General features: G+C 64.9%; 20 protein-coding genes. 14 read left to right on the top strand and 6 right to left on the bottom strand.

Going from position 1 to position 20,031, the window contains the following annotated elements:
- The first annotated feature begins 164 nt into the window (after positions 1–164).
- The gene (locus U0C82_RS11740; RefSeq protein WP_322187306.1) at positions 165–1,523 is read left to right on the top strand and encodes an NAD(P)-dependent oxidoreductase; all 1,359 of its coding nucleotides are present in this window, start codon (positions 165–167) and stop codon (positions 1,521–1,523) included.
- A 15-nt stretch (positions 1,524–1,538) separates the two neighbouring features.
- Here U0C82_RS11740 and U0C82_RS18960 read toward each other — a convergent pair whose 3' ends face one another.
- Positions 1,539–1,775 (bottom strand): type II toxin-antitoxin system HicA family toxin, encoded by a 237-nt coding sequence (locus tag U0C82_RS18960; RefSeq protein ID WP_416186668.1) that lies wholly within the window; start codon positions 1,773–1,775, stop codon positions 1,539–1,541.
- Between the two features lies 1 nt (position 1,776).
- Entirely contained in the window at positions 1,777–2,007 is a 231-nt protein-coding gene (locus U0C82_RS11735; RefSeq protein WP_322187305.1) for a type II toxin-antitoxin system HicB family antitoxin, read from the bottom strand.
- 187 nt (positions 2,008–2,194) lie between these two features.
- On the opposite strand from U0C82_RS11735, the gene preA reads away from it, so the two are divergent.
- The 5 genes from preA (at position 2,195) to U0C82_RS11710 (ending at position 7,590) form a co-directional block, all read left to right on the top strand.
- The gene (gene preA / locus U0C82_RS11730; RefSeq protein WP_322187304.1) at positions 2,195–3,532 is read left to right on the top strand and encodes an NAD-dependent dihydropyrimidine dehydrogenase subunit PreA; all 1,338 of its coding nucleotides are present in this window, start codon (positions 2,195–2,197) and stop codon (positions 3,530–3,532) included.
- Positions 3,533–3,640: 108 nt separating this feature from the next.
- Positions 3,641–4,567, top strand: coding sequence for a class I SAM-dependent methyltransferase (locus U0C82_RS11725; RefSeq protein ID WP_322187303.1), 927 nt, complete (start codon positions 3,641–3,643; stop codon positions 4,565–4,567).
- On the top strand, positions 4,564–5,298 hold the full coding sequence (locus U0C82_RS11720) for a pseudouridine synthase (protein ID WP_322187302.1): 735 nt from the start codon (positions 4,564–4,566) through the stop codon (positions 5,296–5,298). The genes U0C82_RS11725 and U0C82_RS11720 overlap by 4 nt, the downstream gene beginning before the upstream one ends.
- A 262-nt stretch (positions 5,299–5,560) precedes the next feature.
- On the top strand, positions 5,561–6,754 hold the full coding sequence (locus tag U0C82_RS11715) for a hypothetical protein (protein ID WP_322187301.1): 1,194 nt from the start codon (positions 5,561–5,563) through the stop codon (positions 6,752–6,754).
- Positions 6,755–6,756: 2 nt separating this feature from the next.
- Positions 6,757–7,590 carry a mechanosensitive ion channel family protein gene (locus U0C82_RS11710; protein WP_322187300.1) on the top strand — a complete coding sequence of 278 codons (834 nt, stop codon included), beginning with the start codon at positions 6,757–6,759 and terminating at the stop codon, positions 7,588–7,590.
- Positions 7,591–7,615: 25 nt separating this feature from the next.
- Here U0C82_RS11710 and U0C82_RS11705 read toward each other — a convergent pair whose 3' ends face one another.
- Positions 7,616–8,257, bottom strand: a complete 642-nt coding sequence (locus U0C82_RS11705) for a TetR family transcriptional regulator C-terminal domain-containing protein (protein ID WP_322187299.1) — start codon at positions 8,255–8,257, stop codon at positions 7,616–7,618.
- Positions 8,258–8,426: 169 nt separating this feature from the next.
- Between U0C82_RS11705 and U0C82_RS11700 the strand changes: the two genes are divergently transcribed.
- The 8 genes from U0C82_RS11700 (at position 8,427) to U0C82_RS11665 (ending at position 15,685) form a co-directional block, all read left to right on the top strand.
- A complete protein-coding gene (locus tag U0C82_RS11700; RefSeq protein ID WP_322187298.1) occupies positions 8,427–9,674 on the top strand; it encodes a Zn-dependent hydrolase in 1,248 nt (415 codons plus the stop codon).
- Between the two features lie 33 nt (positions 9,675–9,707).
- Complete coding sequence (locus tag U0C82_RS11695; protein WP_322187297.1) at positions 9,708–9,911, top strand: hypothetical protein; 204 nt, start codon at positions 9,708–9,710, stop codon at positions 9,909–9,911.
- Positions 9,896–10,279, top strand: a complete 384-nt coding sequence (locus U0C82_RS11690) for a type II toxin-antitoxin system PemK/MazF family toxin (protein ID WP_322187295.1) — start codon at positions 9,896–9,898, stop codon at positions 10,277–10,279. The genes U0C82_RS11695 and U0C82_RS11690 overlap by 16 nt, the downstream gene beginning before the upstream one ends.
- A 2-nt stretch (positions 10,280–10,281) precedes the next feature.
- Positions 10,282–11,733 carry a dihydropyrimidinase gene (hydA, locus tag U0C82_RS11685; protein ID WP_322187294.1) on the top strand — a complete coding sequence of 484 codons (1,452 nt, stop codon included), beginning with the start codon at positions 10,282–10,284 and terminating at the stop codon, positions 11,731–11,733.
- Positions 11,734–11,941: 208 nt separating this feature from the next.
- Positions 11,942–12,715, top strand: a complete 774-nt coding sequence (locus U0C82_RS11680; RefSeq protein WP_322187292.1) for an ABC transporter ATP-binding protein — start codon at positions 11,942–11,944, stop codon at positions 12,713–12,715.
- A complete protein-coding gene (locus tag U0C82_RS11675; RefSeq protein ID WP_322187291.1) occupies positions 12,708–13,658 on the top strand; it encodes an ABC transporter permease in 951 nt (316 codons plus the stop codon). Before U0C82_RS11680 ends, U0C82_RS11675 begins: the two co-directional genes overlap by 8 nt.
- Complete coding sequence (locus U0C82_RS11670) at positions 13,655–14,623, top strand: ABC transporter permease (protein WP_322187290.1); 969 nt, start codon at positions 13,655–13,657, stop codon at positions 14,621–14,623. Before U0C82_RS11675 ends, U0C82_RS11670 begins: the two co-directional genes overlap by 4 nt.
- Positions 14,624–14,683: 60 nt before the next feature.
- Positions 14,684–15,685 (top strand): ABC transporter substrate-binding protein, encoded by a 1,002-nt coding sequence (locus U0C82_RS11665; RefSeq protein ID WP_416186673.1) that lies wholly within the window; start codon positions 14,684–14,686, stop codon positions 15,683–15,685.
- 42 nt (positions 15,686–15,727) lie between these two features.
- Here U0C82_RS11665 and U0C82_RS11660 read toward each other — a convergent pair whose 3' ends face one another.
- The 3 genes from U0C82_RS11660 to U0C82_RS11650 form a co-directional block, all read right to left on the bottom strand.
- Positions 15,728–16,558 carry a tetratricopeptide repeat protein gene (locus U0C82_RS11660; protein WP_322187288.1) on the bottom strand — a complete coding sequence of 277 codons (831 nt, stop codon included), beginning with the start codon at positions 16,556–16,558 and terminating at the stop codon, positions 15,728–15,730.
- Positions 16,545–18,269 carry a dihydroxy-acid dehydratase gene (gene ilvD / locus U0C82_RS11655; protein WP_322187287.1) on the bottom strand — a complete coding sequence of 575 codons (1,725 nt, stop codon included), beginning with the start codon at positions 18,267–18,269 and terminating at the stop codon, positions 16,545–16,547. The genes U0C82_RS11660 and ilvD overlap by 14 nt, the downstream gene beginning before the upstream one ends.
- A gap of 253 nt (positions 18,270–18,522) precedes the next feature.
- Entirely contained in the window at positions 18,523–19,944 is a 1,422-nt protein-coding gene (locus U0C82_RS11650; protein ID WP_322187286.1) for a long-chain fatty acid transporter, read from the bottom strand.
- Positions 19,945–20,031: the final 87 nt, after the last annotated feature.

Genomic DNA, 20,031 nt, shown 5'->3' with positions numbered 1-20,031 from the left:
TGGCTGACACCCATCCGGACCGAGGCGGCCAGGCGGGATCGGTCCATTCTGCCTCTATACGGGCACTTTAGCGAATTGCACAAAATACGGAAGAAATGAATTTGACCTTTCGGTAAAAAATGACAGAGTGCGGGACTGGCCCGCGACACTCCGGAGACGCCCCCATGAGCACACTGTCCACGCCGCAGGATATCCGCCCGGGCCGACTGGACGCCGAGACCCTGGCGACGAACTTCTCCGATCTTCATCCCGCCCTCACCCGCCACGAAGCGCTGGTCGAGGCCGACCGGTGCTATTTCTGCTACGATGCGCCCTGCCTGAACGCCTGCCCGACCGGCATCGACATCCCGCTCTTCATCCGGCAGATCGGTGCGGACAATCCGACGGGCGCTGCCCGGACCATTCTGGAGGAAAACATCTTCGGCGCCATGTGCGCCCGGGTCTGCCCCACGGAAACGCTGTGCGAGGAGGTGTGCGTCCGCGAGATCGCCAAAGGCAAGCCTGTGCGCATCGGCGATCTCCAGCGTTACGCGACGGATCATCTGCTGGCGACAGCGACGCGCCATCCGTTCGAGCGGGCGGACCCGACGGGCAAGCGGATCGCCGTCGTCGGCGCGGGACCGGCGGGGCTTTCCTGCGCCCATCGACTGGCCATGCGCGGCCACGCGGTGACGGTGTTCGAAGCGCGCGAGAAGCCGGGCGGCCTGAACGAGTACGGCATTGCCGCCTACAAGGCGACGAGCGCCATCGCAGAGGCCGAAGTCGCGTTCCTCCTCGGCATCGGCGGCATCACCGTCGAGACCGGCATGGCGCTCGGCCGGGATCTTCACCTCAATGCTCTCGCGCGCGACTACGATGCCGTCTTCCTCGGCATGGGCCTTGCCGGCGTCAACGCGCTCGCCGCCGACGGCCACGACGCCGAAGGTTCGATGGACGCCGTCGGCTGGATCGCCAACCTGCGCCAGACGAGCGATCTGGCAAGCCTGCCGGTCGGGCGCCGCGTCGTCGTCATCGGCGGCGGCATGACGGCGGTGGACGCGGCGGTCCAGGCGAAGAACCTCGGGGCAGAAGAGGTGACGATCGCCTATCGCCGCGGCCGCGACGCCATGGGCGCTTCCGCATACGAGCAGGAGGTCGCCGCCACGCGCGGCGTCCACCTTCGCTTCAATCTCCAGCCCTTGCGCATCCATGCGCAGAGCGGCCTCGTCACCGGGATCAGCTTCGAGAAGACGGTGACAGGCTCCGATGGCACGCTTGCCGGAACCGGCGAGACCGTGACCATCGAAGCCGACCAGATCTTCAAGGCGATCGGACAAAGCTTCGTGCCGGACGGCGTATCGCAGGAAGCGGCGAAACTGGAACTTCAGTCGGGCCGCATCGCCGTCGACACCGATCGGCGCACCTCGATGGCGAACGTCTGGGCCGGCGGCGACTGCATCTTCGGAGGCTCCGACCTCACGGTCGTTGCTGTCGAAGACGGCAAGCGGGCGGCGGAGAGCATCCATGCGGTGTTGGTGGGATGAGATGACCAGCCGGCCTCAAAGGAGCGCGGTGAACTCTTCCGGGCTGAGGCCTGCCTGCTCGAGAATCCCGTCCAATGTGCCAATCTTCAAGGGGTTGGATCCGTGTTGGGGAACGGTCGTCTTTCGTGTGGCGTCTTCTGCATGGACAAGCCTGACATGGCTGCCTTTCTGCCGAACGACCTCGAAGCCAGCCTTTTTGAGCGCACGAGTGACATCTCGCCCTGTCGCGACAGGCAAACGCCGCGGGTTCATGCTACGCGGCCACGTGCAAGTCCTCGACGACAGGCCTGACATTTTCGGGCGCTTCACGACCTTCGTCACGGTAACATTCCAGAACGAGTTCGATCGCTTCACGGGCCATGGCGAGCGCTTCTTCCCGCGTTTCGCCCTCCGTCACCACTTCCGGCAAAGCCGGCACGCGAACGGTATAGCCACCCTCGGCTTGGGGAATGAGCGTGACGGTGTAGTCTCGACCTTCAGCCATCTGTGCAATCTCCAGCCGCTCTTACGTCGTTCTTACCATCGCCTAAGATGCCACGCCAGCTCACAGGACGCGTGGCAAGAAGACGGCCCAGGGAACGGTTCGGCCCGTGGCAGGCCTTCCACATCGCCGACCTTCGTCCACACATTAGCACCGCCCTCAGCGACCCGCCAGAACAGGAGCCGCCCCCATGGCTGACCTTTCCACCTCCTTCCTCGGCATCTCCTCGCCCAACCCGTTCTGGCTCGCCTCCGCGCCGCCGACGGACAAGCAGTACAATGTGGAGCGGGCGTTTCGGGCCGGCTGGGGCGGGGTCGTCTGGAAGACCCTCGGCGAGGCGGGTCCGCCCGTCGTCAACGTCAACGGCCCCCGCTACGGCGCGATCCACGGCGGCGACCGCCGGCTTCTCGGCCTCAACAACATCGAACTGATCACCGATCGCGATCTCGACACCAACCTTCGCGAGATCGAAGCGGTCAAGAAGGCCTGGCCGGACCGGGCGATGATCGTGTCGCTGATGGTCCCGTGCGAGGAGGACGCCTGGAAAGCGATCCTGAAGCGGGTGGAAACCACCGGCTGCGACGGGGTGGAGCTCAATTTCGGTTGTCCGCACGGCATGAGCGAGCGTGGCATGGGCTCGGCCGTCGGCCAGGTGCCCGAATATATCGAGATGGTCGCGCGCTGGTGCAAGCAGCATTCCGCGCTGCCGGTCATCGTCAAGCTGACGCCGAACATCACCGACATTCGCCAGCCGGCCGAAGCGGCCCGACGCGGCGGGGCCGATGCCGTATCCCTGATCAACACAATCAACTCGATCACCGCCGTCGATCTCGACAGCTTCGCCCCTGAACCCACCATCGACGGCAAGGGCAGCCATGGCGGCTATTGCGGACCGGCGGTCAAGCCCATCGCCCTTTCCATGGTCTCGGAAATCGCCCGCAATCCGGCGACGCAGGGGCTGCCCATTTCCGGCATCGGCGGCGTCACCACGTGGCGCGATGCGGCCGAGTTCATCGCGCTCGGCTGCGGCACGGTGCAGGTCTGCACGGCGGCGATGACCTACGGGTTCCACGTGGTGCAGGAGATGATCACCGGCCTTTCCAACTACATGGACGAGAAGGGCTTCTCCTCGATCGAGGCGTTCCGGGGTCGCGCGGTTCCGAACGTCACCGACTGGCAGCACCTCAATCTCAGATATGTGACGAAGGCGCGGATCGACCAAGATCTCTGCATCAAGTGCGGGCGCTGCCACATCGCGTGCGAGGATACCTCGCATCAGGCGATCACCCGGCAGGTCGATGGCCGGCGCCACTTCGAGGTGATCGACGCCGAATGCGTCGGCTGCAATCTCTGCGTCAATGTCTGCCCGGTCGAGGACTGCATCACCATGGAAGCCATCTCCGGCATCGACCCGCGCACCGGCAAGCCGGCGAACGACGGCTACGCCAACTGGACGACCCATCCCAACAATCCGTCCGCGCGGCCGACGGAGCATGCGCTTCAATTCGCGCCGGATGCCGCGGAGTAGTCCGGCGCGGCGTGGCGCACCGGCGGACGGGGTGAAAATAGACGGGGAGCGGCTCGACCTCGGCCGAGCCGCTTTTTCCAACCGCGCCAAAGCTGCTATGGCACGGCCATGAAGAATATCGATCGCTCTTCGCCGCCCCAATCTGCCGTTTACGGCGCGCCGCCAACGGACCTCGTGGAGGTGCCGGACGGCGCCGTGCAGCTTTCGCCCCTGCGGCCCGGAGCACAGGCGCTCGAAGCGCTGCCCGATGCATGCCTCGATGCCATCACCGTCGCGGCGCCCGCCGGTTCGGTCGAGCGCTCCTTCGTGCTGGCGCACGCTCTCCGTGTGCTCGCGCCGGGCGGAACGGTGACGGCCACAGCGGCCAAGGACAAAGGCGGCCTTCGCCTTCGCCGCGAGTTGGAAGGCTTCGGGTGCGCCGTCGCCGAGCGCTTCAAGGCCCGGCAGCGCATCTGTACGGCGCACCGGCCGCACACGCTCGTCGGCGTTGCGGACGCGATCGCGGCGGGCGGGCCCGTCTGGATCGACGAGATCGGCTTTTACTCGCAGCCCGGCATCTTCGCCTGGAACCGGGTGGATGCGGGAACGGCGTTTCTGCTGAAGCATCTTCCCCCCCTCGCCGGGCGCGGGGTGGATCTGGGCGCAGGTCTCGGCATTCTGTCGCGCGCCGTTCTCGCATCGCCGACGGTGACGGCGCTGACGCTCGTCGAACTCGATCGACGCGCGGTCGAGGCGGCGAAGGCGAACGTGAAGGATCTACGGGCGCGCTTTTCCTGGTCCGATGCCCGCGAGGCCGGGTTCACCGATCTCGATTTCGTCGTGTCGAACCCGCCCTTCCACGCCGAAGGACTGGAGGATCGCACGCTCGGCCAGGCCTTCATCGCGTCCGCTGGACGGATGCTGCGCCGGTCCGGCTCGTTCCATCTCGTCGCCAATCGGCATATGCCCTACGAGGATGGGCTGCGCGCAGCGTTCCGAAGCGTCAAGACACTGGCGGACGAAGGCGGCTACAAGGTGATCGAGGCCCGCAAGTGACCAAGGCGCCAACCTCCCGGCTCGACAAGCTGCTTTCAAACATGAGCTATGCCTCGCGCCGCGAAATCCAGCTCCTGGCCAGGAACGGGCGCATCCTGCTCGATGGCGTCCCCGTGCAAAGAGCCGACATGCGGATCGCGCTGACGCCGGATCTCGAAACCCGGCTCCTCGTCGACGGCGAGGCGCTCGATCCCCTGCCCGGTTTTGCCCTGATGCTGAACAAGCCGCTGGGCGTCACCTGTTCGCGAAAGGAGGCGGGACCTCTGGTCTACGATCTCCTGCCGCCGCGCTGGCGCTGGCGCGACCCTGCCATCTCGACGGTCGGCCGCCTCGACAAGGAGACCTCGGGCCTCCTGCTGATGACCGACGACGGCGCGCTTCTTCACCGCATCATCTCGCCGAAGCACCATGTCGCCAAGCGCTACCGCGTTCAGCTTGCCCGCCCGATGGCCGGCGGCGAGGCCGCGCTCTTCGCATCCGGCACCCTGATGCTCGAAGGCGAGGACAAGCCCCTCGCCCCGGCCGAGCTCGTCGTGATCTCTCCGCAGGAAGCGGTGCTGGAGGTGCGCGAGGGACGCTATCATCAGGTGCGCCGCATGTTCGCGGCAGCCGGCAACCATGTGGAGGCGTTGCATCGCGAATCGATCGGCGCACTCGCCTTGCCCGCCGATCTTTCGCCCGGCGAGATCCGCCGCCTGAGCGATGCGGACCTTGCGGCGATCTTTCGATGAAGGCAGGGCGGGAGCCGTCGATGGCTCCGCGCGGGTCGCCTCCGCCTTCGCGCCGAACGCAGGCGCAACCCGCCGCTCGCGGACCGGTGCCGACCGCCGTTCGCAAGCCCGACGACGATGAAGGCTGGATAAGTCGGCATGCGAGCCCATCTGTCGTCGGATCGAACGATGAGGGGGCGGACACGCGGCATGCCGCTGGCCCCGATCGCCTCGGCCCGAAGCAGAACGACAAGATCAGACGCCAGACCGGTCCTTCCCAGCCATGACATCACCTCCCAGCACCGGCGCTGCGGGAAAGCCCGCGACATTCATTCCGATCGACGAATATCGGCGACCGCCCCTGCCGACCGAGGAGACGTTCCGGCGGCTCTATTCGAAGATCCTGGCAATGGTCCAGCGCTCGAAGCCCGACCCGATCATGGCCGAGGAGCAGCTGCAGAAGGCGACGCTCGAACTTCTCGACGATGTCGTCGCCCCCCCGGCGGCCGGACCGGTCATCGGCGAGCTGCAGGCGACGCTCGGGCCCTGGCTCGCCGAGAAGAAGCCAGTGCGCCACATCGCGACGATCGTGCTGCCGCCTTGCGACGAGAACGGCATCATCGAGACCTGGGCCCGCCGCCACGGCCACGGGATCGTCGAAGCACCTGCGCGCGGCGATCTGCTGTCGTCCTTCGGCGACCCCGTGCTGCCCGATCTGACCGGCGAAGGGCCGCTCGTGATCCCCCGGCTGGAGCGATGGTTCCTGCGCCATCGCGACGGGCTGAAGACGGTTCGCGGGCTTCTGGCGGCAATCGACGTGGTCGACCGACAGGTCGTCGTGGGGTGCAACAGCTGGGCGTTCGAATTCCTTTCCATGGCTGTCGGCGCCAACATGATCCTGCCCGAAGGCAAGACGTTCCAGGCCTTCGACGAAATGCGGCTCTACGACTGGATTTCGGAGCTTTCGCAGGCGGAAGAAAGCACCAACATCACGTTCCGCCTGCCGCAGAACGGGAAGAACGTGATGGACCTCGACGAGGACGGGACATTGCGCGCCGATACGTTCAAGACCCTTGCCGGCAGGAGCCTCGGCATTCCGTGGGTCGCGTGGCATATGTGGCGTCGCAGCCTGCGCCTGGGCAGCGACCCGGATCTTGAGATCGAAACCGACGCGGACGGCCGATCAGAGACCGACGAGCAGGTTCTCTGGGTCGCCGCGCTCGACGAATATGTGCTTCCCGCCGACCGCGACCAGACGGTCCTGCTCGTGCTTCATGCCCTGATTCTGCATGGCGGACTGACGGCCGACGAGCTTCGGCTGGTGCTTCCGTCCGTCGGCGAGAGCAACGTCGTCTCGGCGCTGATCAGCGCCGGCTTTGTCCAGCGCCACGACACCCTCCTGAAATGCCGGGCCGCCGCCTATCCGGCGATCCGCGAAGGATTGATGTCGGCAGGCTTCCCGATGGACAGGCTCTGACGATGGACGGTTCGGACCAGAGCGGCGAGCAGGCCGCCAAACTCCTCAACGATCTGCAGGACATCAGCTTCTGGCAGATCGGGCTCGTCATCGTGACCGCCTGGCTGGTCATCGCCGGGGCGCGGCTGATCCTTCCTTACGTCGCCGACCGGGGACCGAGCCAGTTCCGCCTCTACTTCCTCGGCGCGGTGCCGATCGTGCGCCTCGTCGTCCTGTTCGCGGCGATCCTGTGGATCATCCCGATCGTCTTCGACATCACGTTCCAGAACTTCCTCGTCATCGCCGGCGCGGCCAGCGTTGCGATCGGTTTTGCATTCAAGGATTATGTCTCGAGCCTGATCGCGGGCCTCGTCGCCGTGTTCGAACGGCCCTACCGTCCCGGCGACTGGGTACAGATCGGCGATGATTACGGGGAAGTCCGCAAGGTCGGCATGCGCGCGGTGAGCATCCAGACACCCGCCGACAACGCCGTCACCATTCCCCATTCCCGGATCTGGACGGACAATATCTCCAACTCCAACGACGGTGCCCGCACCTTGATGTGCATCGCCGATTTCTACCTTGATCCGCGCCACGACGCTGCCTTGATGCGCTCCGTCCTCAAGGATGTCGCGCTCACGAGCGCCTATCTCGATTATGCAAGGCCGGTGCTCGTGATGCTCAGCGAGAAGCCGTTCGGCACCCATTACCAGCTGAAGGCCTATCCGTTCGACCAGCGCGACCAGTTCGACTTCGTCAGCGATCTCACCGTGCGCGGCAAGCTGGCGATCGCGGCCGCCGGTGGCAAGGAAAGCGTCGCCGCCGCGGTCGCCGACATGACCTCCGCCGCCGGCTGATCCGCCGCGCGACTGATGTCTCGGCTCAGCGCGGCGTGACGCCGTTCAGGACGAGGCCGAGAACCGCCTCCGCAGCCTCCTCCCGAAACCCCGGCCTGCCGGCCCGGTCCCCGAGGACCGCGCGGATCTGAGCATCGAAATCGGCATAGTGCTGGGTGATCGCCCAGATGGCGAAGATCAGATGATGCGGATCGATCGGCGCGAGCCGGCCCTGCGCCACCCATGCTTCGATCGTCCTGGCCTTGCGGGCCACGATGTCCCTCAGCTCCGTCGAGAGAAAGCCATGGATGTTCGGCGCGCCGGCGATGATTTCGCCGGCAAACAGCCGCGACGCCTGGGGATGCATGTTCGAAAGCTGCATCTTCGCGACGATGTAGCGCCGAAGCTCCTCGACCGGATCGCCCTCGGGATCGAGCGCATGGAGCGGCGAGAGCCAGTCGGCCAGCACCTCTTCGAGAACGGCCTTGTAAAGATCGGTCTTCCGGCGAAAGTAGTAGAGAAGGTTGGGCTTGGACATGCCGGCGGTGCGGGCGATCTCGTCCAGCGTCGCGCCCCGCAGGCCATGACGCGCAAACACTTCGCGCCCGGCCGAAAGGATTGCCTCGCGGTTGCGAGCCTGGATGCGGGTCGGAACCTCGTCGGCGGCGGAAACGTTCGGCAGATCCATCAAAGGCGTCCCTTTTTCCCAACCGGACCCCCTCCGCTGCACAACGGAGAGGCAGCCTCAAGCGGCGCACAATAAGAGAGCGAACGCGCCTTGACCGGTCGCGCCTGCTTTCATAGGTTCGTTTTTGACCAAACAGTCAAGAACATCCCTGCCGTCGAAGAGGTGCCCGATGAGCCTTCAGTCCAACATGCGGATCGACGCGGACCGGCTCTGGAACAGCATTCACGAAATGGCGAAGATCGGCCCGGGCATTGCCGGCGGCAGCAATCGCCAGACATTGACGGATGATGATGCGAAGGGTCGCAAGCTCTTCCAGACATGGTGCGAGGATGCGGGCCTCACCATGGGCGTGGACCAGATGGGCACGATGTTCATGCGCCGCGAGGGAACCGACCCTGACGCGCTGCCCGTCTATGTGGGCAGCCATCTCGACACCCAGCCCACGGGCGGTCGCTACGATGGCGTGCTGGGCGTTCTCGGCGCGCTCGAGATCGTGCGGACCCTCAACGATCTCGGCATCAGGACCCGGCACCCGATCGTCCTCACCAACTGGACGAACGAGGAAGGCACCCGCTTTGCCCCGGCGATGATGGCATCGGGCGTCTTTGCCGGCGTCATGTCGCTGGAAGAGGCCTACGCGAAGACCGATGCCAAAGGCGCGACCTTCGGCGACGAGCTCGCCCGCATCGGCTGGAAGGGCGAGGAGGCGGTCGGCGCGCGCAAGATGCGCGCCTTTCTCGAACTTCATATCGAACAGGGTCCGATCCTGGAGGCCGAACAGGTCGATATCGGCGTCGTCACCCATGGCCAGGGCCTGCGTTGGATCCAGTGCACGGTGACCGGCAAGGAGAGCCATACCGGTTCGACCCCCATGCCCATGCGCAGGAATGCCGGGCGCGGCCTTGCCCAGATCATCGAGCTCGTCCACGCGATCGCCATGGACAACGTCCCGAACGCCGTCGGCGCGATCGGTCATATCGACGTCTATCCCAATTCGCGCAACATCATTCCCGGCAAGGTCGTCTTCACGATCGATTTCCGCTCGCACGAAATCGACCGGCTGAACGCCATGGTGGAGCGCTTCGAACGGGAAGCGCCGAAGCTGTGCGAGGCGCTCGGCGTTGAGCTTGCCTATGAAACCGTCGGCCAGTTCGACCCGCCGGCGTTCGACAGGACCCTCGTCCAGTCGATCCGCGATGGGGCAGAGCGGCTCGGCTACAGCCACAGGGACATCGTCTCGGGCGCCGGCCACGATGCCTGCTGGATCAACAATGTCGCGCCGACCGCGATGATCATGTGCCCCTGCGTCGACGGCCTGTCGCACAACGAAGCCGAAGAGATCACAAGGGACTGGGCCAAGGCCGGGGCCGATGTGCTGCTGCATGCGGTGCTGGAGACGGCGGAGATCGTGGAGTAGGGTATCAACACCCGCTATTTGGGAGAGATCTCTATGGACGACCCATCAGACGTTACGACAATCGCTTCGCAAAACGAAAACATCTCCACCGTTGCGCAATGGCGCGCTGCGAAACACGCTGCGAGCTATCTCGAAACTGCCGATCATCAAGCGCGTTCAGCCGCTCAAGCCGATGTGGAAGACCGGGTGATGGAATGGTGTGAGGGCATAGCCGCAGAAGCTTGGGACGACCTTTGAATTTGCGGCGGGGAGACTTTGTGACGGCAAGCTTTCCAGGCGACCTGAAGAAGCCACGGCCGGGGCTCATCATCCAGGCAGATGAATTCATCGACGGACATCGAACGCTTCTCCTTTGCCCTCTGACAACTTTCGCATCCGAATCGCGTTTGTTTCGACCGGTTTTCCTGCCGTCTGCGCAAAACGGCCTCGAACATCGATCCGAAGCGATGATCGACAAGCTCAGCCCGGTTCGAAAGGACGGAATTCGTCAACGCATCGGTACCGCAACCCATGAAGAACTGCTGACGGTCGAACTCGCGCTGATTACGATAGCGGGATTGGACCGATATCTCGTTTTCGACGACCCGATTGAGAAGGAAGCTTAACCATGACACTCGTCATCAAGGGCGGCACGATCGTCACCGCCGATCTCACCTACGAGGCCGACATTCTCGTCTCGGACGGCAGGATCGCCCAGATCGGTCCGGACCTTGCCGGCGATGAGATCGTCGATGCCTCGGGCGCCTACGTCATGCCGGGCGGGATCGATCCGCACACCCACATGGAGATGCCCTTCATGGGCACGTTCTCGGCGGACGATTTCGACAGCGGCACGGCGGCGGCGCTGGCCGGCGGCACGACGATGACGGTGGATTTCTGCCTGCCGGGACCGGACGAGAGCCCGCTCGAGGCGCTGCAGACCTGGTTCCAGAAGGCCGGCCCCGCCCGCACCGACTACGGCTTCCACATGGGGGTGACCTGGTGGGGCCGGCAGTTCTTCGACGAGATGCCGAAGGTGGTCGAAGCGGGCGTCAACACCTTCAAGCACTTCATGGCCTACAAGGGCGCGCTGATGGTGAACGACGACGAGATGTTCGCCTCGTTCTCGCGCTGCGCCGAGATCGGCGCGATGCCGCTGGTCCACGCGGAAAACGGCGACGTCGTCGCCTTTCTTCAACAGAAGCTGATGAGCGAGGGCAATGACGGGCCGGAAGGGCACGCCTATTCGCGTCCGCCCGAAGTCGAGGGAGAGGCCACCAATCGCGCGATCATGATCGCCGATCAGGCCGGCGTCCCGCTCTATGTGGTGCACACCTCCTGCGAACAGAGCCACGAGGCGATCCGCCGGGCGCGCCAGAAGGGCATGCGGGTCTACGGCGAACCGCTGATCCAGCATCTGGTGCTCGACGAGAGCGAATACGCCCATCCCGACTGGGACCATGCGGCCCGCCGGGTCATGAGCCCGCCCTTCCGTGACAAGAGCCACCAGGATTCGCTCTGGGCCGGGCTTGCGAGCGGGTCGCTGCAGGTCGTCGCGACCGACCATTGCGCCTTCACCACCGAGCAGAAGCGCATGGGCCTCAACGATTTCACCAAGATCCCCAACGGCACCGGCGGGCTGGAAGACCGGCTCGCCGTGCTGTGGACCAAGGGCGTGACCACGGGGCGCCTGACCATGAACGAGTTCGTCGCGGTCACCTCGACCAACATCGCCAAGATCCTCAATGTCTACCCCCGGAAGGGCGGGATTCTCGTCGGCGCCGACGCCGATCTCGTCATTTTCGATCCGGCCGCGACGAAGCGGATCTCCGCCAAGACCCAGAAATCGGCCATCGACTACAATGTCTTCGAAGGCCTCGAAGTCACGGGCCTGCCGGTGATCACCATCTCGCGCGGCAAGATCGCTTACAAGGAGGGCGATGTGCGCGCCGAAAAAGGCGACGGCCGCTTCGTCGAGCGTCCGGCGAACGCACCTGTGAACAGGGCGCTTTCCACATGGAAAGAGCTCACCGCGCCCCGTAAGGTGGTGCGCACGGGCATCCCCATGAGCGGAGTTTGAGTGTGGACCAGATCGCCATCGCCACCATAGCGCGATCCGGCATGGGCGCCGGAGCCGTGCGCGGACTTGTCGACGACGGGTTCGAGGTCGCGTCCCCATGGGGACGAGATCAACGGAGCGGCGTCATGTCGGTGGCCACCGCGTCGGACGGCGCCAGGTCCATCACCGGAGGACATCTGCGCGTCGCCGGGGGTTTGACACGGTTCGTATGAGCGTCATCTCCGCCGAAAATCTCGATCTCGTCTTCCAGACCGACGACGGTCCGGTCCAGGCGCTGTCCGCAATCGACCTCGACATCGAAAAGGGCGAATTCGTCTCGCTGATCGGCCCCTCGGGCTGCGGCAAGACGACGTTGCTGCGCGTCATCGCCGATCTGGAAACACCGACCGGCGGCACGATCACCGTCAATGGAATGACGCCGGGCGAAGCGCGCGAGAAGCGCGCCTACGGCTATGTCTTCCAGGCTTCCGCCCTGTTTCCGTGGCGCACGATCGCGGCCAATATCGCCCTGCCGCTCGAGGTGATGGGCATCGACAGGGCCGAGCGCGAACGCCGGATCGAGGACAATCTCGCCCTCGTCGATCTGTCCGGCTTCGGCAACAGGTTTCCCTGGCAATTGTCCGGCGGCATGCAGCAGCGGGCATCGATCGCCCGCGCTCTTGCCGTCCAGCCGGACATGCTCCTGATGGACGAACCGTTCGGCGCGCTCGACGAGATCGTCCGAGACCATCTCAACGAAGAGCTGCTGAAGCTCTGGGCGAAGACCGGCAAGACCGTCGTCTTCGTCACCCATTCGATCCCCGAGGCGGTGTTCCTGTCGACACGGATCGTCGTGATGAGCCCGCGGCCCGGCCGCATCCACGAAATCGTGAACTGCGATCTCGGCCCCGACCGGCCGCTCGACATTCGCGATACGCCCGAATTTCTGGCGATCGCCCATCGGGTTCGAGACGGTCTGCGCGCCGGTCACGGCTATGACTGAGGCGGGCGCGCCGATCGCTGAGCCGGGTGCCGGCATCGGCTATCAGGGGCCGCTCCGGCGATTGGGAACGCGGTTGGCGGCCGGGCGTACCGTGCCGATCCTGACGGTGCTCGCCGCAATCGTCGTCCTCTGGTACGCCGCCGCCATCGGCATGAACTTCGCGACGGAGACCGCCAAGCTCGATCGGGCCGCCGCGCCCTACACTCTCGCCGACACGATTGCCGCGACGTGGGGTTCCGAACGCCCGATTCTGCCCGCGCCGCACCAGATCGTCGTGGAGCTCTACACCTCGACGGTCCTCGTCAGGCCGTCGTCGCCGCGCTCGCTGCTCTTCCATGCCTGGGTCACCCTGTCCTCAACCCTTCTCGGCTTCGTGCTCGGCACGCTCCTCGGAGTGGCGCTCGCCATTGGCATCCTGCATTCGCGCACGCTCGACAAGAGCCTGATGCCCTGGATCATCACCTCCCAGACGATCCCGATCCTCGCCATCGCGCCGATGATCATCGTGGTGCTGAACGCGGTCGGCGTTCAGGGGCTTTTGCCGAAGGCGTTCATCTCGACCTATCTGTCGTTCTTTCCTGTCACCGTCGGCATGGTGAAGGGCCTGCGCTCGCCCGACCGGATGCTGATCGACCTGATGCACACCTATTCCGCAAGCCGGAGCCAGACGCTCGTGAAGCTGCGCTGGCCGGCGTCCATGCCCTTCCTGTTCACCTCCATGAAAGTCGGCGTCGCCGCTGCCCTCGTCGGGGCGATCGTCGGCGAGCTGCCGACCGGCGCTGTCGCCGGGCTCGGCGCCCGGCTTCTTGCCGGCTCCTATTACGGACAGACGATCCAGATCTGGTCTGCGCTGTTTGCCGCCGCCTTCATGGCCGGCATTCTCGTCTGGCTGGTCGGCCTTGCCGAGACAGCGTCGCTCAAGCGCATGGGAGCGAAGCGATGAGCGCGGCGCCAAACCCTTCTCCTGCGACTTTGGCGAATCTTCTGCTCACCGGGCTTCTGGCACTCGGCGTTCTGGCGGCGGCGTTTGCCGTTCTGGCCTCCGGCGGCTGGCTGCTCCTCATCCTGGCGCTGCTCTTCTGGGCTCTCGCATGGCGGCTGACGGCGGCGCTGTCGGCGATCGAACCGTCGAGCCGAGGCGCCAGAACCGCCCTCGCCATTCTCATCCCGGCACTGTTCGGGGCGACGCTTCTCCTCCTGTGGGAACTTGCCGTACGCGGGCTCGCGGTTCCGTCGATTCTCCTGCCCCCGCCATCGGCGATCGGTGAGACCATCGCCGCCACCACCTCGCTTCTATGGGCCGATTTCGTCCAGACCGTGCTGAAGGCGGTGCTGGCGGGCTATGCGATGGGGTGCGGTGCGGGCTTTATCACCGCGCTTCTCGTCGACCGCTCGCCGTTCATGAAGCGGGGGCTCCTGCCGATCGCCAATCTGATGTCCGCCCTGCCGATCATCGGTGTCGCGCCGATCATGGTGATGTGGTTCGGCTTCGACTGGTCGTCGAAAGCCGCGGTCGTCGTGGTGATGACGTTCTTTCCGATGCTCGTGAACACGGTCGCGGGACTCGATGCCGCCGGATCCATGGAGCGCGACCTGATGCGCACCTATGGCGCAAGTCCCGGCCAGAGCCTCCTGAAACTGCGGCTCCCGGCCGCCATGCCCTTCATCTTCAACGCCCTCAAGATCAACACGACGCTGGCGCTGATCGGGGCCATCGTCGCCGAATTCTTCGGCACGCCCATCGTCGGCATGGGTTTTCGCATCTCGGCGGAGATCGGACGCATGAACACGCCCATGGTATGGGCGGAGATCGCGGTCGCCGCGCTCGTCGGCTCGCTCTCCTACGGTCTCGTCGCCTTGCTGGAACGCCGCGTCACCTTCTGGCATCCTTCCGTGCGGAGGGACTGACCCTTCGCCTTCGCATCGCCCTGCAACAACAAGGACAATCTTATGCCGAACCTCTCGATGATGACGTCCGCCGCCGCCCTCGCCCTCGGGCTTTCCGCCGTCGCGATGCCGGCCTTCGCGCAGGATGCGACGCCGCTGACCCTGCAGCTCAAATGGGTCACGCAAGGCCAGTTCGCCGGCTATTACGTGGCCCAGGAGAAAGGCTTCTACGAGGAGGCCGGACTTGACGTCACGATCAAGCCGGGTGGCCCGGACATCGCCCCCGAACAGGTGATCGCGGGCGGCGGTGCCGATATCATCGTCGACTGGATGCCCGCCGCGCTCGCCGCCCGCGAGAAGGGTCTCGACATCGTCAACATCGCCCAGCCGTTCAAGAAATCCGGCATGGAGCTCACCTGCCGGAAGGACACCGGCATCGAGACGCCGGAGGATTTCAAGGGCAAGACGCTCGGCGTCTGGTTCTCGGGCAACGAATATCCGTTCCTGTCCTGGATGTCGAAGCTCGGCCTGTCCACCGAAGGCGGCCCGGACGGCGTCACCGTCATCAAGCAGGGATTCAACGTCGATCCGCTGATCCAGGAGCAGGCCGACTGCATCTCGACGATGACCTACAATGAATATTGGCAGGTCATCGATGCCGGCATTCCCGAGAGCGAGCTGACGGTCTTCAAATACGAGGATCAGGGCGTCGCAACGCTCGAAGACGGGCTCTACGTGATGGGCGAGGACCTGTCCGATCCCAAGATGGTGGAGGCCTACGCCAAGTTCGTCGCGGCTTCGATGAAGGGCTGGGCCTATGCTGCCGAAAACCCGGACGAGGCCGCGACGATCGTTCTCGACAACGACATGACGGGCGCCCAGACCGAACAGCACCAGAAGCGGATGGTCTCGGAAATCAACAAGCTGGTCGACGGGTCCGATGGAACGCTCGACACGTCGGCGGCCGAGAACACGGTCGCTGTGCTGATGGGGGGCGGTTCGGACCCGGTCATCACCAAGCAGCCGGAAGGTGCCTGGGTGTCGACGGTGACGGACAAGATGAAGGAACTCTCGCCGCAGTGATCCGAGGGGACGAAAGACGCGCCGACCGGTCGTCGGCGCGTCTCAGTTCTGCAGCAGGGGCCCGCTCGCGGACGCCATCTGCTGGTCGGCGTAGGACTGCGCGGTCCGGCGGGTCGCCTCGCTCGCAATGCCGAAGGCCTGTTCCTGCAGACCGCGGATCCAGGCCCGGTCGTCGGGTTTGGCGCGCTTCAGCGCCATGGTGAGCATGGCGAGCCCGCGCACCGGTTCGGCTTCGATCGCGATGGTCTTGCCGTCGAAGAGAAGATAGCCGAGCAGCGCCTGCGCGCCGATATGCCCCTTGGACGCGGCCAGCTTCAGCCAGCGCGCCGCTTGCTTGGAATTGACCCGGCCGCCCTCGCCCTCCAGCATCATGCGGCCGAGTTCGAACTGGGCTTTCGGATTGCCGAAATAGCTCGCGGCATGAAAGTAGAACTGGCGCGCGCGCGGCAGGTCGGTCTCGACATGGCCCGGAATGCCGCGGCGCAGATAATCGCCCAACGCGACCACCGCGCTCGCAACGTAGGCCGCATTGGTGCCGTTGGCACCGGTCTCCTCGGGATCGCGGACGATCGTCTCGAAGAGGCGGAACGCTTCGTAATCGTCCTCGGGAACGCCGTCGCCGTCCGCATACATGCGCGCCAGCTTCCAGCAGGCGCCGCGATGGCCCTTGTCGGCGGCATATCTGAGGCTCTGGAACGCGACATCCTTTTCGCCGCGCTTGTAGGCCTGGAACCCGTGAGCGAAGAGCTCGATCGGGCTCGCATTCGGATCGGCCATGGCGCCCGGATCGAGGGCGAAGGCTTTCGCCGCCGGGACGGCCGCAAACAGCGTCCCCGCGACGCAGGCCAGGAGAAGGCGACTAGATGTCCGCATAACAATGCTTTTCGGCAGCGCCGCCGGGATGGGTAACTGCGCCGAGACGCGCGGTACCGACCTGTTGGGCATATTTCCACAATGCGCCCGACTGATAGTCGGTTTCTCGCGCCGTCCACGCCTTCCGGCGTGCTTCGAGTTCCTCATCGCTCAGTTCGACTTCCAACGTTCCCGCCTCGGCGTCGATGGTGATCGTGTCACCGTCCTTCAGCAGCCCGATCGGGCCGGCGACTGCCGCCTCCGGTCCGACATGGCCGATGCAGAAGCCGCGGGTCGCGCCCGAGAAGCGACCGTCGGTGATCAGGGCGACCTTATCGCCCATGCCTTGGCCGTAGATTGCGGCGGTGGTCTGCAGCATTTCGCGCATGCCGGGGCCGCCCTTCGGGCCTTCGTAGCGGATGACGAGAACCTCGCCTTCCTTGTAGTCGCGCGCCGACACCGCCTTGAAGCATTCCTCTTCCGAATCGAAGCAGCGCGCCGGCCCGGAAAACTTGAGCGACTTCATGCCCGCGACCTTCACGATCGCGCCGTCCGGCGCCAGATTGCCCTTCAGCCCGACGACGCCGCCGGTCTTCGTGATCGGGTTGTTGGCCGGACGCACGACGTCCTGTTCGTCGTTCCAGGCGACCTTTTCCATGTTTTCCGCAAGCGTGCGGCCGGTCACCGTCATGCAATCGCCGTGCAGATAGCCGTGCTCGAGCATGGTCTTCATGAGGAGCGGAATGCCGCCGGCCTCGAACATGTCCTTCGCGACGTATTTTCCGCCGGGCTTGAGATCGGCGATATAGGGCGTCTTCTTGAAGATCTCGGCGACGTCGAACAGATCGAACTCGATACCGCACTCGTGGGCGATGGCCGGCAGATGCAGGGCGCCATTGGTCGAGCCGCCGGTCGCGGCCACCACCGCCGCCGCGTTTTCCAAAGCCTTGCGGGTCACGATGTCGCGCGGCCGGATATTGCGCTTCAACAGCTCCATCACGATCTCGCCGGACGCGTAGCAGAACCGGTCGCGGATCTCGTACGGGGCCGGTGCGCCGCAGGAATATGGCAGGGCAAGGCCGATCGCCTCGGCGACCGTCGCCATGGTGTTGGCGGTGAACTGGGCGCCGCAGGAGCCGGCGGACGGGCAGGCGACCTGTTCGATCTCGTCGAGATCCTCATCGGACATCTGGCCGGCCGAATGCTGGCCGACGGCCTCGAAAATGTCCTGGACGGTGACCTGGCGTCCCTTGAAGGTGCCGGGAAGGATCGAACCGCCATAGATGAAGACCGACGGCACGTTGAGGCGCACCATCGACATCATCATGCCGGGCAGCGACTTGTCGCAGCCGGCCAGGCCGACGAGCGCATCGTAGGAGTGGCCGCGCATCGTCAGCTCGACCGAGTCGGCGATGAGGTCGCGCGAGGCCAGCGAGGACTTCATGCCCTGGTGGCCCATGGCGATGCCGTCGGTGACGGTGATGGTGCAGAATTCCCGCGGCGTGCCGCGAGCGGCCGCGACCCCCTTCTTGACGACCTGCGCCTGGCGCATCAGCGAGATGTTGCAGGGCGCCGCTTCGTTCCAGCAGGATGCGACACCGACCAGCGGCTGATGGATCTCTTCCTTCGAAAGACCCATGGCGTAGAGGTAGGAGCGATGCGGGGCGCGGGTCGGCCCTTCCGTCACGTGACGGCTCGGCAAATTGCTCTTGTCGATTACGGTCGTGCCCATCATGTCCTCGCTTGCAAGTCTTTTTCTTGATCTGGTCTTGGTCCCGATTCCGCCGAACGACGGGACACCCTATGAAGTGTCGGTGTTTTGTGGCGGCAACGGGGCATGTTCGAATGGTTCCCGACGACGCGATGCAACAGCGCAATACTGTTGCGGGAACATCACGTTTCCAGGCACGCGCAATGGAAGACGCCGCAGCGGGAACGTCCCAACTGCGGCGTTGTCACCTAGAAATATGAATGCGTTCAGAAGCTTACCAGGTGAACTTCAGGCTCGCATTGCCGGCATAGACGACATCGTCGCCGACCGTACCGTTGAAGTACGCGCCTTCCGACGTGTTCTGTTCGCCATCCGTCCAGTAGCCGACGAGCGCGCCGACGCGGATTTCAGCCCATTCCGCACCCTTGAGCGAAAGGCCGCCGGAGAGGGAATAGAGATCGGTATAGGTGGTTTCCGCGCCGGTCGAGACGCCGCGATCGTAGCCGACGGAAAGCGCACCGGAAATCTGCTCGTTGAACGCGCGGCCGATTCCCAGCGAACCGGTATAGCCGTCACGCCAGAAGTATGGCTGGTAGGACGATGTGGTTCCGAGGCGGCTGGACAGCGTGTTCACCACCGCATTGTTCGTGCTCCAGTCGGTCCAGCGGAAGGCGGCGAGAAGCAGCGTGCCCTCGGCAATGCCGGTCTGGAGCTTGACGTCGAGATATTGCGGGCTCGTCACGTCCGACAGGGAGGCCGAGAAATCGGTGGCGTTGATCCCGGCCGTGGCCTGGGCGCCTGCGCCGGCAATGCCCAGAAGCGCAACATTCGGCAAAGGCACGCTCGTGCGCACGCCGTTGACGGAGACGAAGGCGGTATCGACGACCGACACGTCGGCCGTGCCGGAAATGCCGTCATGGATCACTTCGGACCGGTAGAGGACCTGCGCCCGCAGCGCGATGTCGGGCAGTTCGTAGGCCGCACCGACGCGCCAGCCCGTGTCGAACCCGCTTTCGACATTCGTGTCGATGCGGGTCGGCAGCGTCGCCTGCAGACCGGACCGGTTCAGGAGACCGGCGAGAAACGCGCCCTGCGGGCCGCCATTGGCGATCTGCGGATTGAGATTGGTGAAGCCGAAGCTCGAACCTTCGAACTGGAAGTTCTCGAAGAAGACGCCGCCCAGAAGGCTGAACCGGCCGTAATCATTGGCGTAGCTGGCGCGGCAGGTCGAACCGAACTCGTCCGATTCGAAGTCGATGGTGCGGGTGCGCGACAGGGACGCGGCGCCCGGATTGCTCGCCACGAGACGGTCGGCATTGTTTGCGCTTTGGGTCGAGGACACCTGCAGCGGCAACGCGCCGCCGGGCGATCCCGTATAGTCCGCCTCGGCCGCGAACGACTTCGTGTAGTGGACCGAACAGGCGAGATTCTCGCCGCCGAACGACAGGGACATGGAGGGAATGGTGTATTCCTGGACGTAATCGTCGTAATTGCCGCTCTGGCCTTCGATGCTGTCGAACCCGCGCTGCGGATCGACATAGGTCAGCCCCCAACGCAGGGACGTCGTGCCTGGCTCGAACAGGACGTCCGTGTCCGGCGTGCCGCGCTGGAAACCTGCCGCAAGTGCGGAAGAAGCCATGAGCGTTGCGATCATCGCGCCGCCCAGAACGGTTTTACTCAAAGAATTCATAGCCATCCCCAAGAGACGTTCGTCTCGTTACCGGCTCCCCCAAACGAGCCGTTGACGAAAACGTAACTTGGAAAGACGCGGGACGAAAGAACC

Source organism: Fulvimarina uroteuthidis (assembly GCF_034321785.1).
In the GTDB taxonomy this organism is placed as follows: domain Bacteria; phylum Pseudomonadota; class Alphaproteobacteria; order Rhizobiales; family Rhizobiaceae; genus Fulvimarina; species Fulvimarina uroteuthidis.
The sequence above is the reverse complement of the archived record's forward strand: the minus strand, read 5'-3'. Positions and strand labels throughout refer to the sequence as shown.

Coding starts and splice junctions, on each gene's coding strand:
- U0C82_RS11740 (WP_322187306.1), top strand. CDS start 165: ATGAGCACACTGTCCACGCCGCAGGATATCCGCCCGGGCCGACTGGAC.
- U0C82_RS18960 (WP_416186668.1), bottom strand. CDS start 1,775: ATGAACCCGCGGCGTTTGCCTGTCGCGACAGGGCGAGATGTCACTCGT.
- U0C82_RS11735 (WP_322187305.1), bottom strand. CDS start 2,007: ATGGCTGAAGGTCGAGACTACACCGTCACGCTCATTCCCCAAGCCGAG.
- preA (WP_322187304.1), top strand. CDS start 2,195: ATGGCTGACCTTTCCACCTCCTTCCTCGGCATCTCCTCGCCCAACCCG.
- U0C82_RS11725 (WP_322187303.1), top strand. CDS start 3,641: ATGAAGAATATCGATCGCTCTTCGCCGCCCCAATCTGCCGTTTACGGC.
- U0C82_RS11715 (WP_322187301.1), top strand. CDS start 5,561: ATGACATCACCTCCCAGCACCGGCGCTGCGGGAAAGCCCGCGACATTC.
- U0C82_RS11710 (WP_322187300.1), top strand. CDS start 6,757: ATGGACGGTTCGGACCAGAGCGGCGAGCAGGCCGCCAAACTCCTCAAC.
- U0C82_RS11705 (WP_322187299.1), bottom strand. CDS start 8,257: ATGGATCTGCCGAACGTTTCCGCCGCCGACGAGGTTCCGACCCGCATC.
- U0C82_RS11700 (WP_322187298.1), top strand. CDS start 8,427: ATGAGCCTTCAGTCCAACATGCGGATCGACGCGGACCGGCTCTGGAAC.
- U0C82_RS11695 (WP_322187297.1), top strand. CDS start 9,708: ATGGACGACCCATCAGACGTTACGACAATCGCTTCGCAAAACGAAAAC.
- hydA (WP_322187294.1), top strand. CDS start 10,282: ATGACACTCGTCATCAAGGGCGGCACGATCGTCACCGCCGATCTCACC.
- U0C82_RS11680 (WP_322187292.1), top strand. CDS start 11,942: ATGAGCGTCATCTCCGCCGAAAATCTCGATCTCGTCTTCCAGACCGAC.
- U0C82_RS11675 (WP_322187291.1), top strand. CDS start 12,708: ATGACTGAGGCGGGCGCGCCGATCGCTGAGCCGGGTGCCGGCATCGGC.
- U0C82_RS11670 (WP_322187290.1), top strand. CDS start 13,655: ATGAGCGCGGCGCCAAACCCTTCTCCTGCGACTTTGGCGAATCTTCTG.
- U0C82_RS11665 (WP_416186673.1), top strand. CDS start 14,684: ATGACGTCCGCCGCCGCCCTCGCCCTCGGGCTTTCCGCCGTCGCGATG.
- U0C82_RS11660 (WP_322187288.1), bottom strand. CDS start 16,558: ATGCGGACATCTAGTCGCCTTCTCCTGGCCTGCGTCGCGGGGACGCTG.
- ilvD (WP_322187287.1), bottom strand. CDS start 18,269: ATGGGCACGACCGTAATCGACAAGAGCAATTTGCCGAGCCGTCACGTG.
- U0C82_RS11650 (WP_322187286.1), bottom strand. CDS start 19,944: ATGGCTATGAATTCTTTGAGTAAAACCGTTCTGGGCGGCGCGATGATC.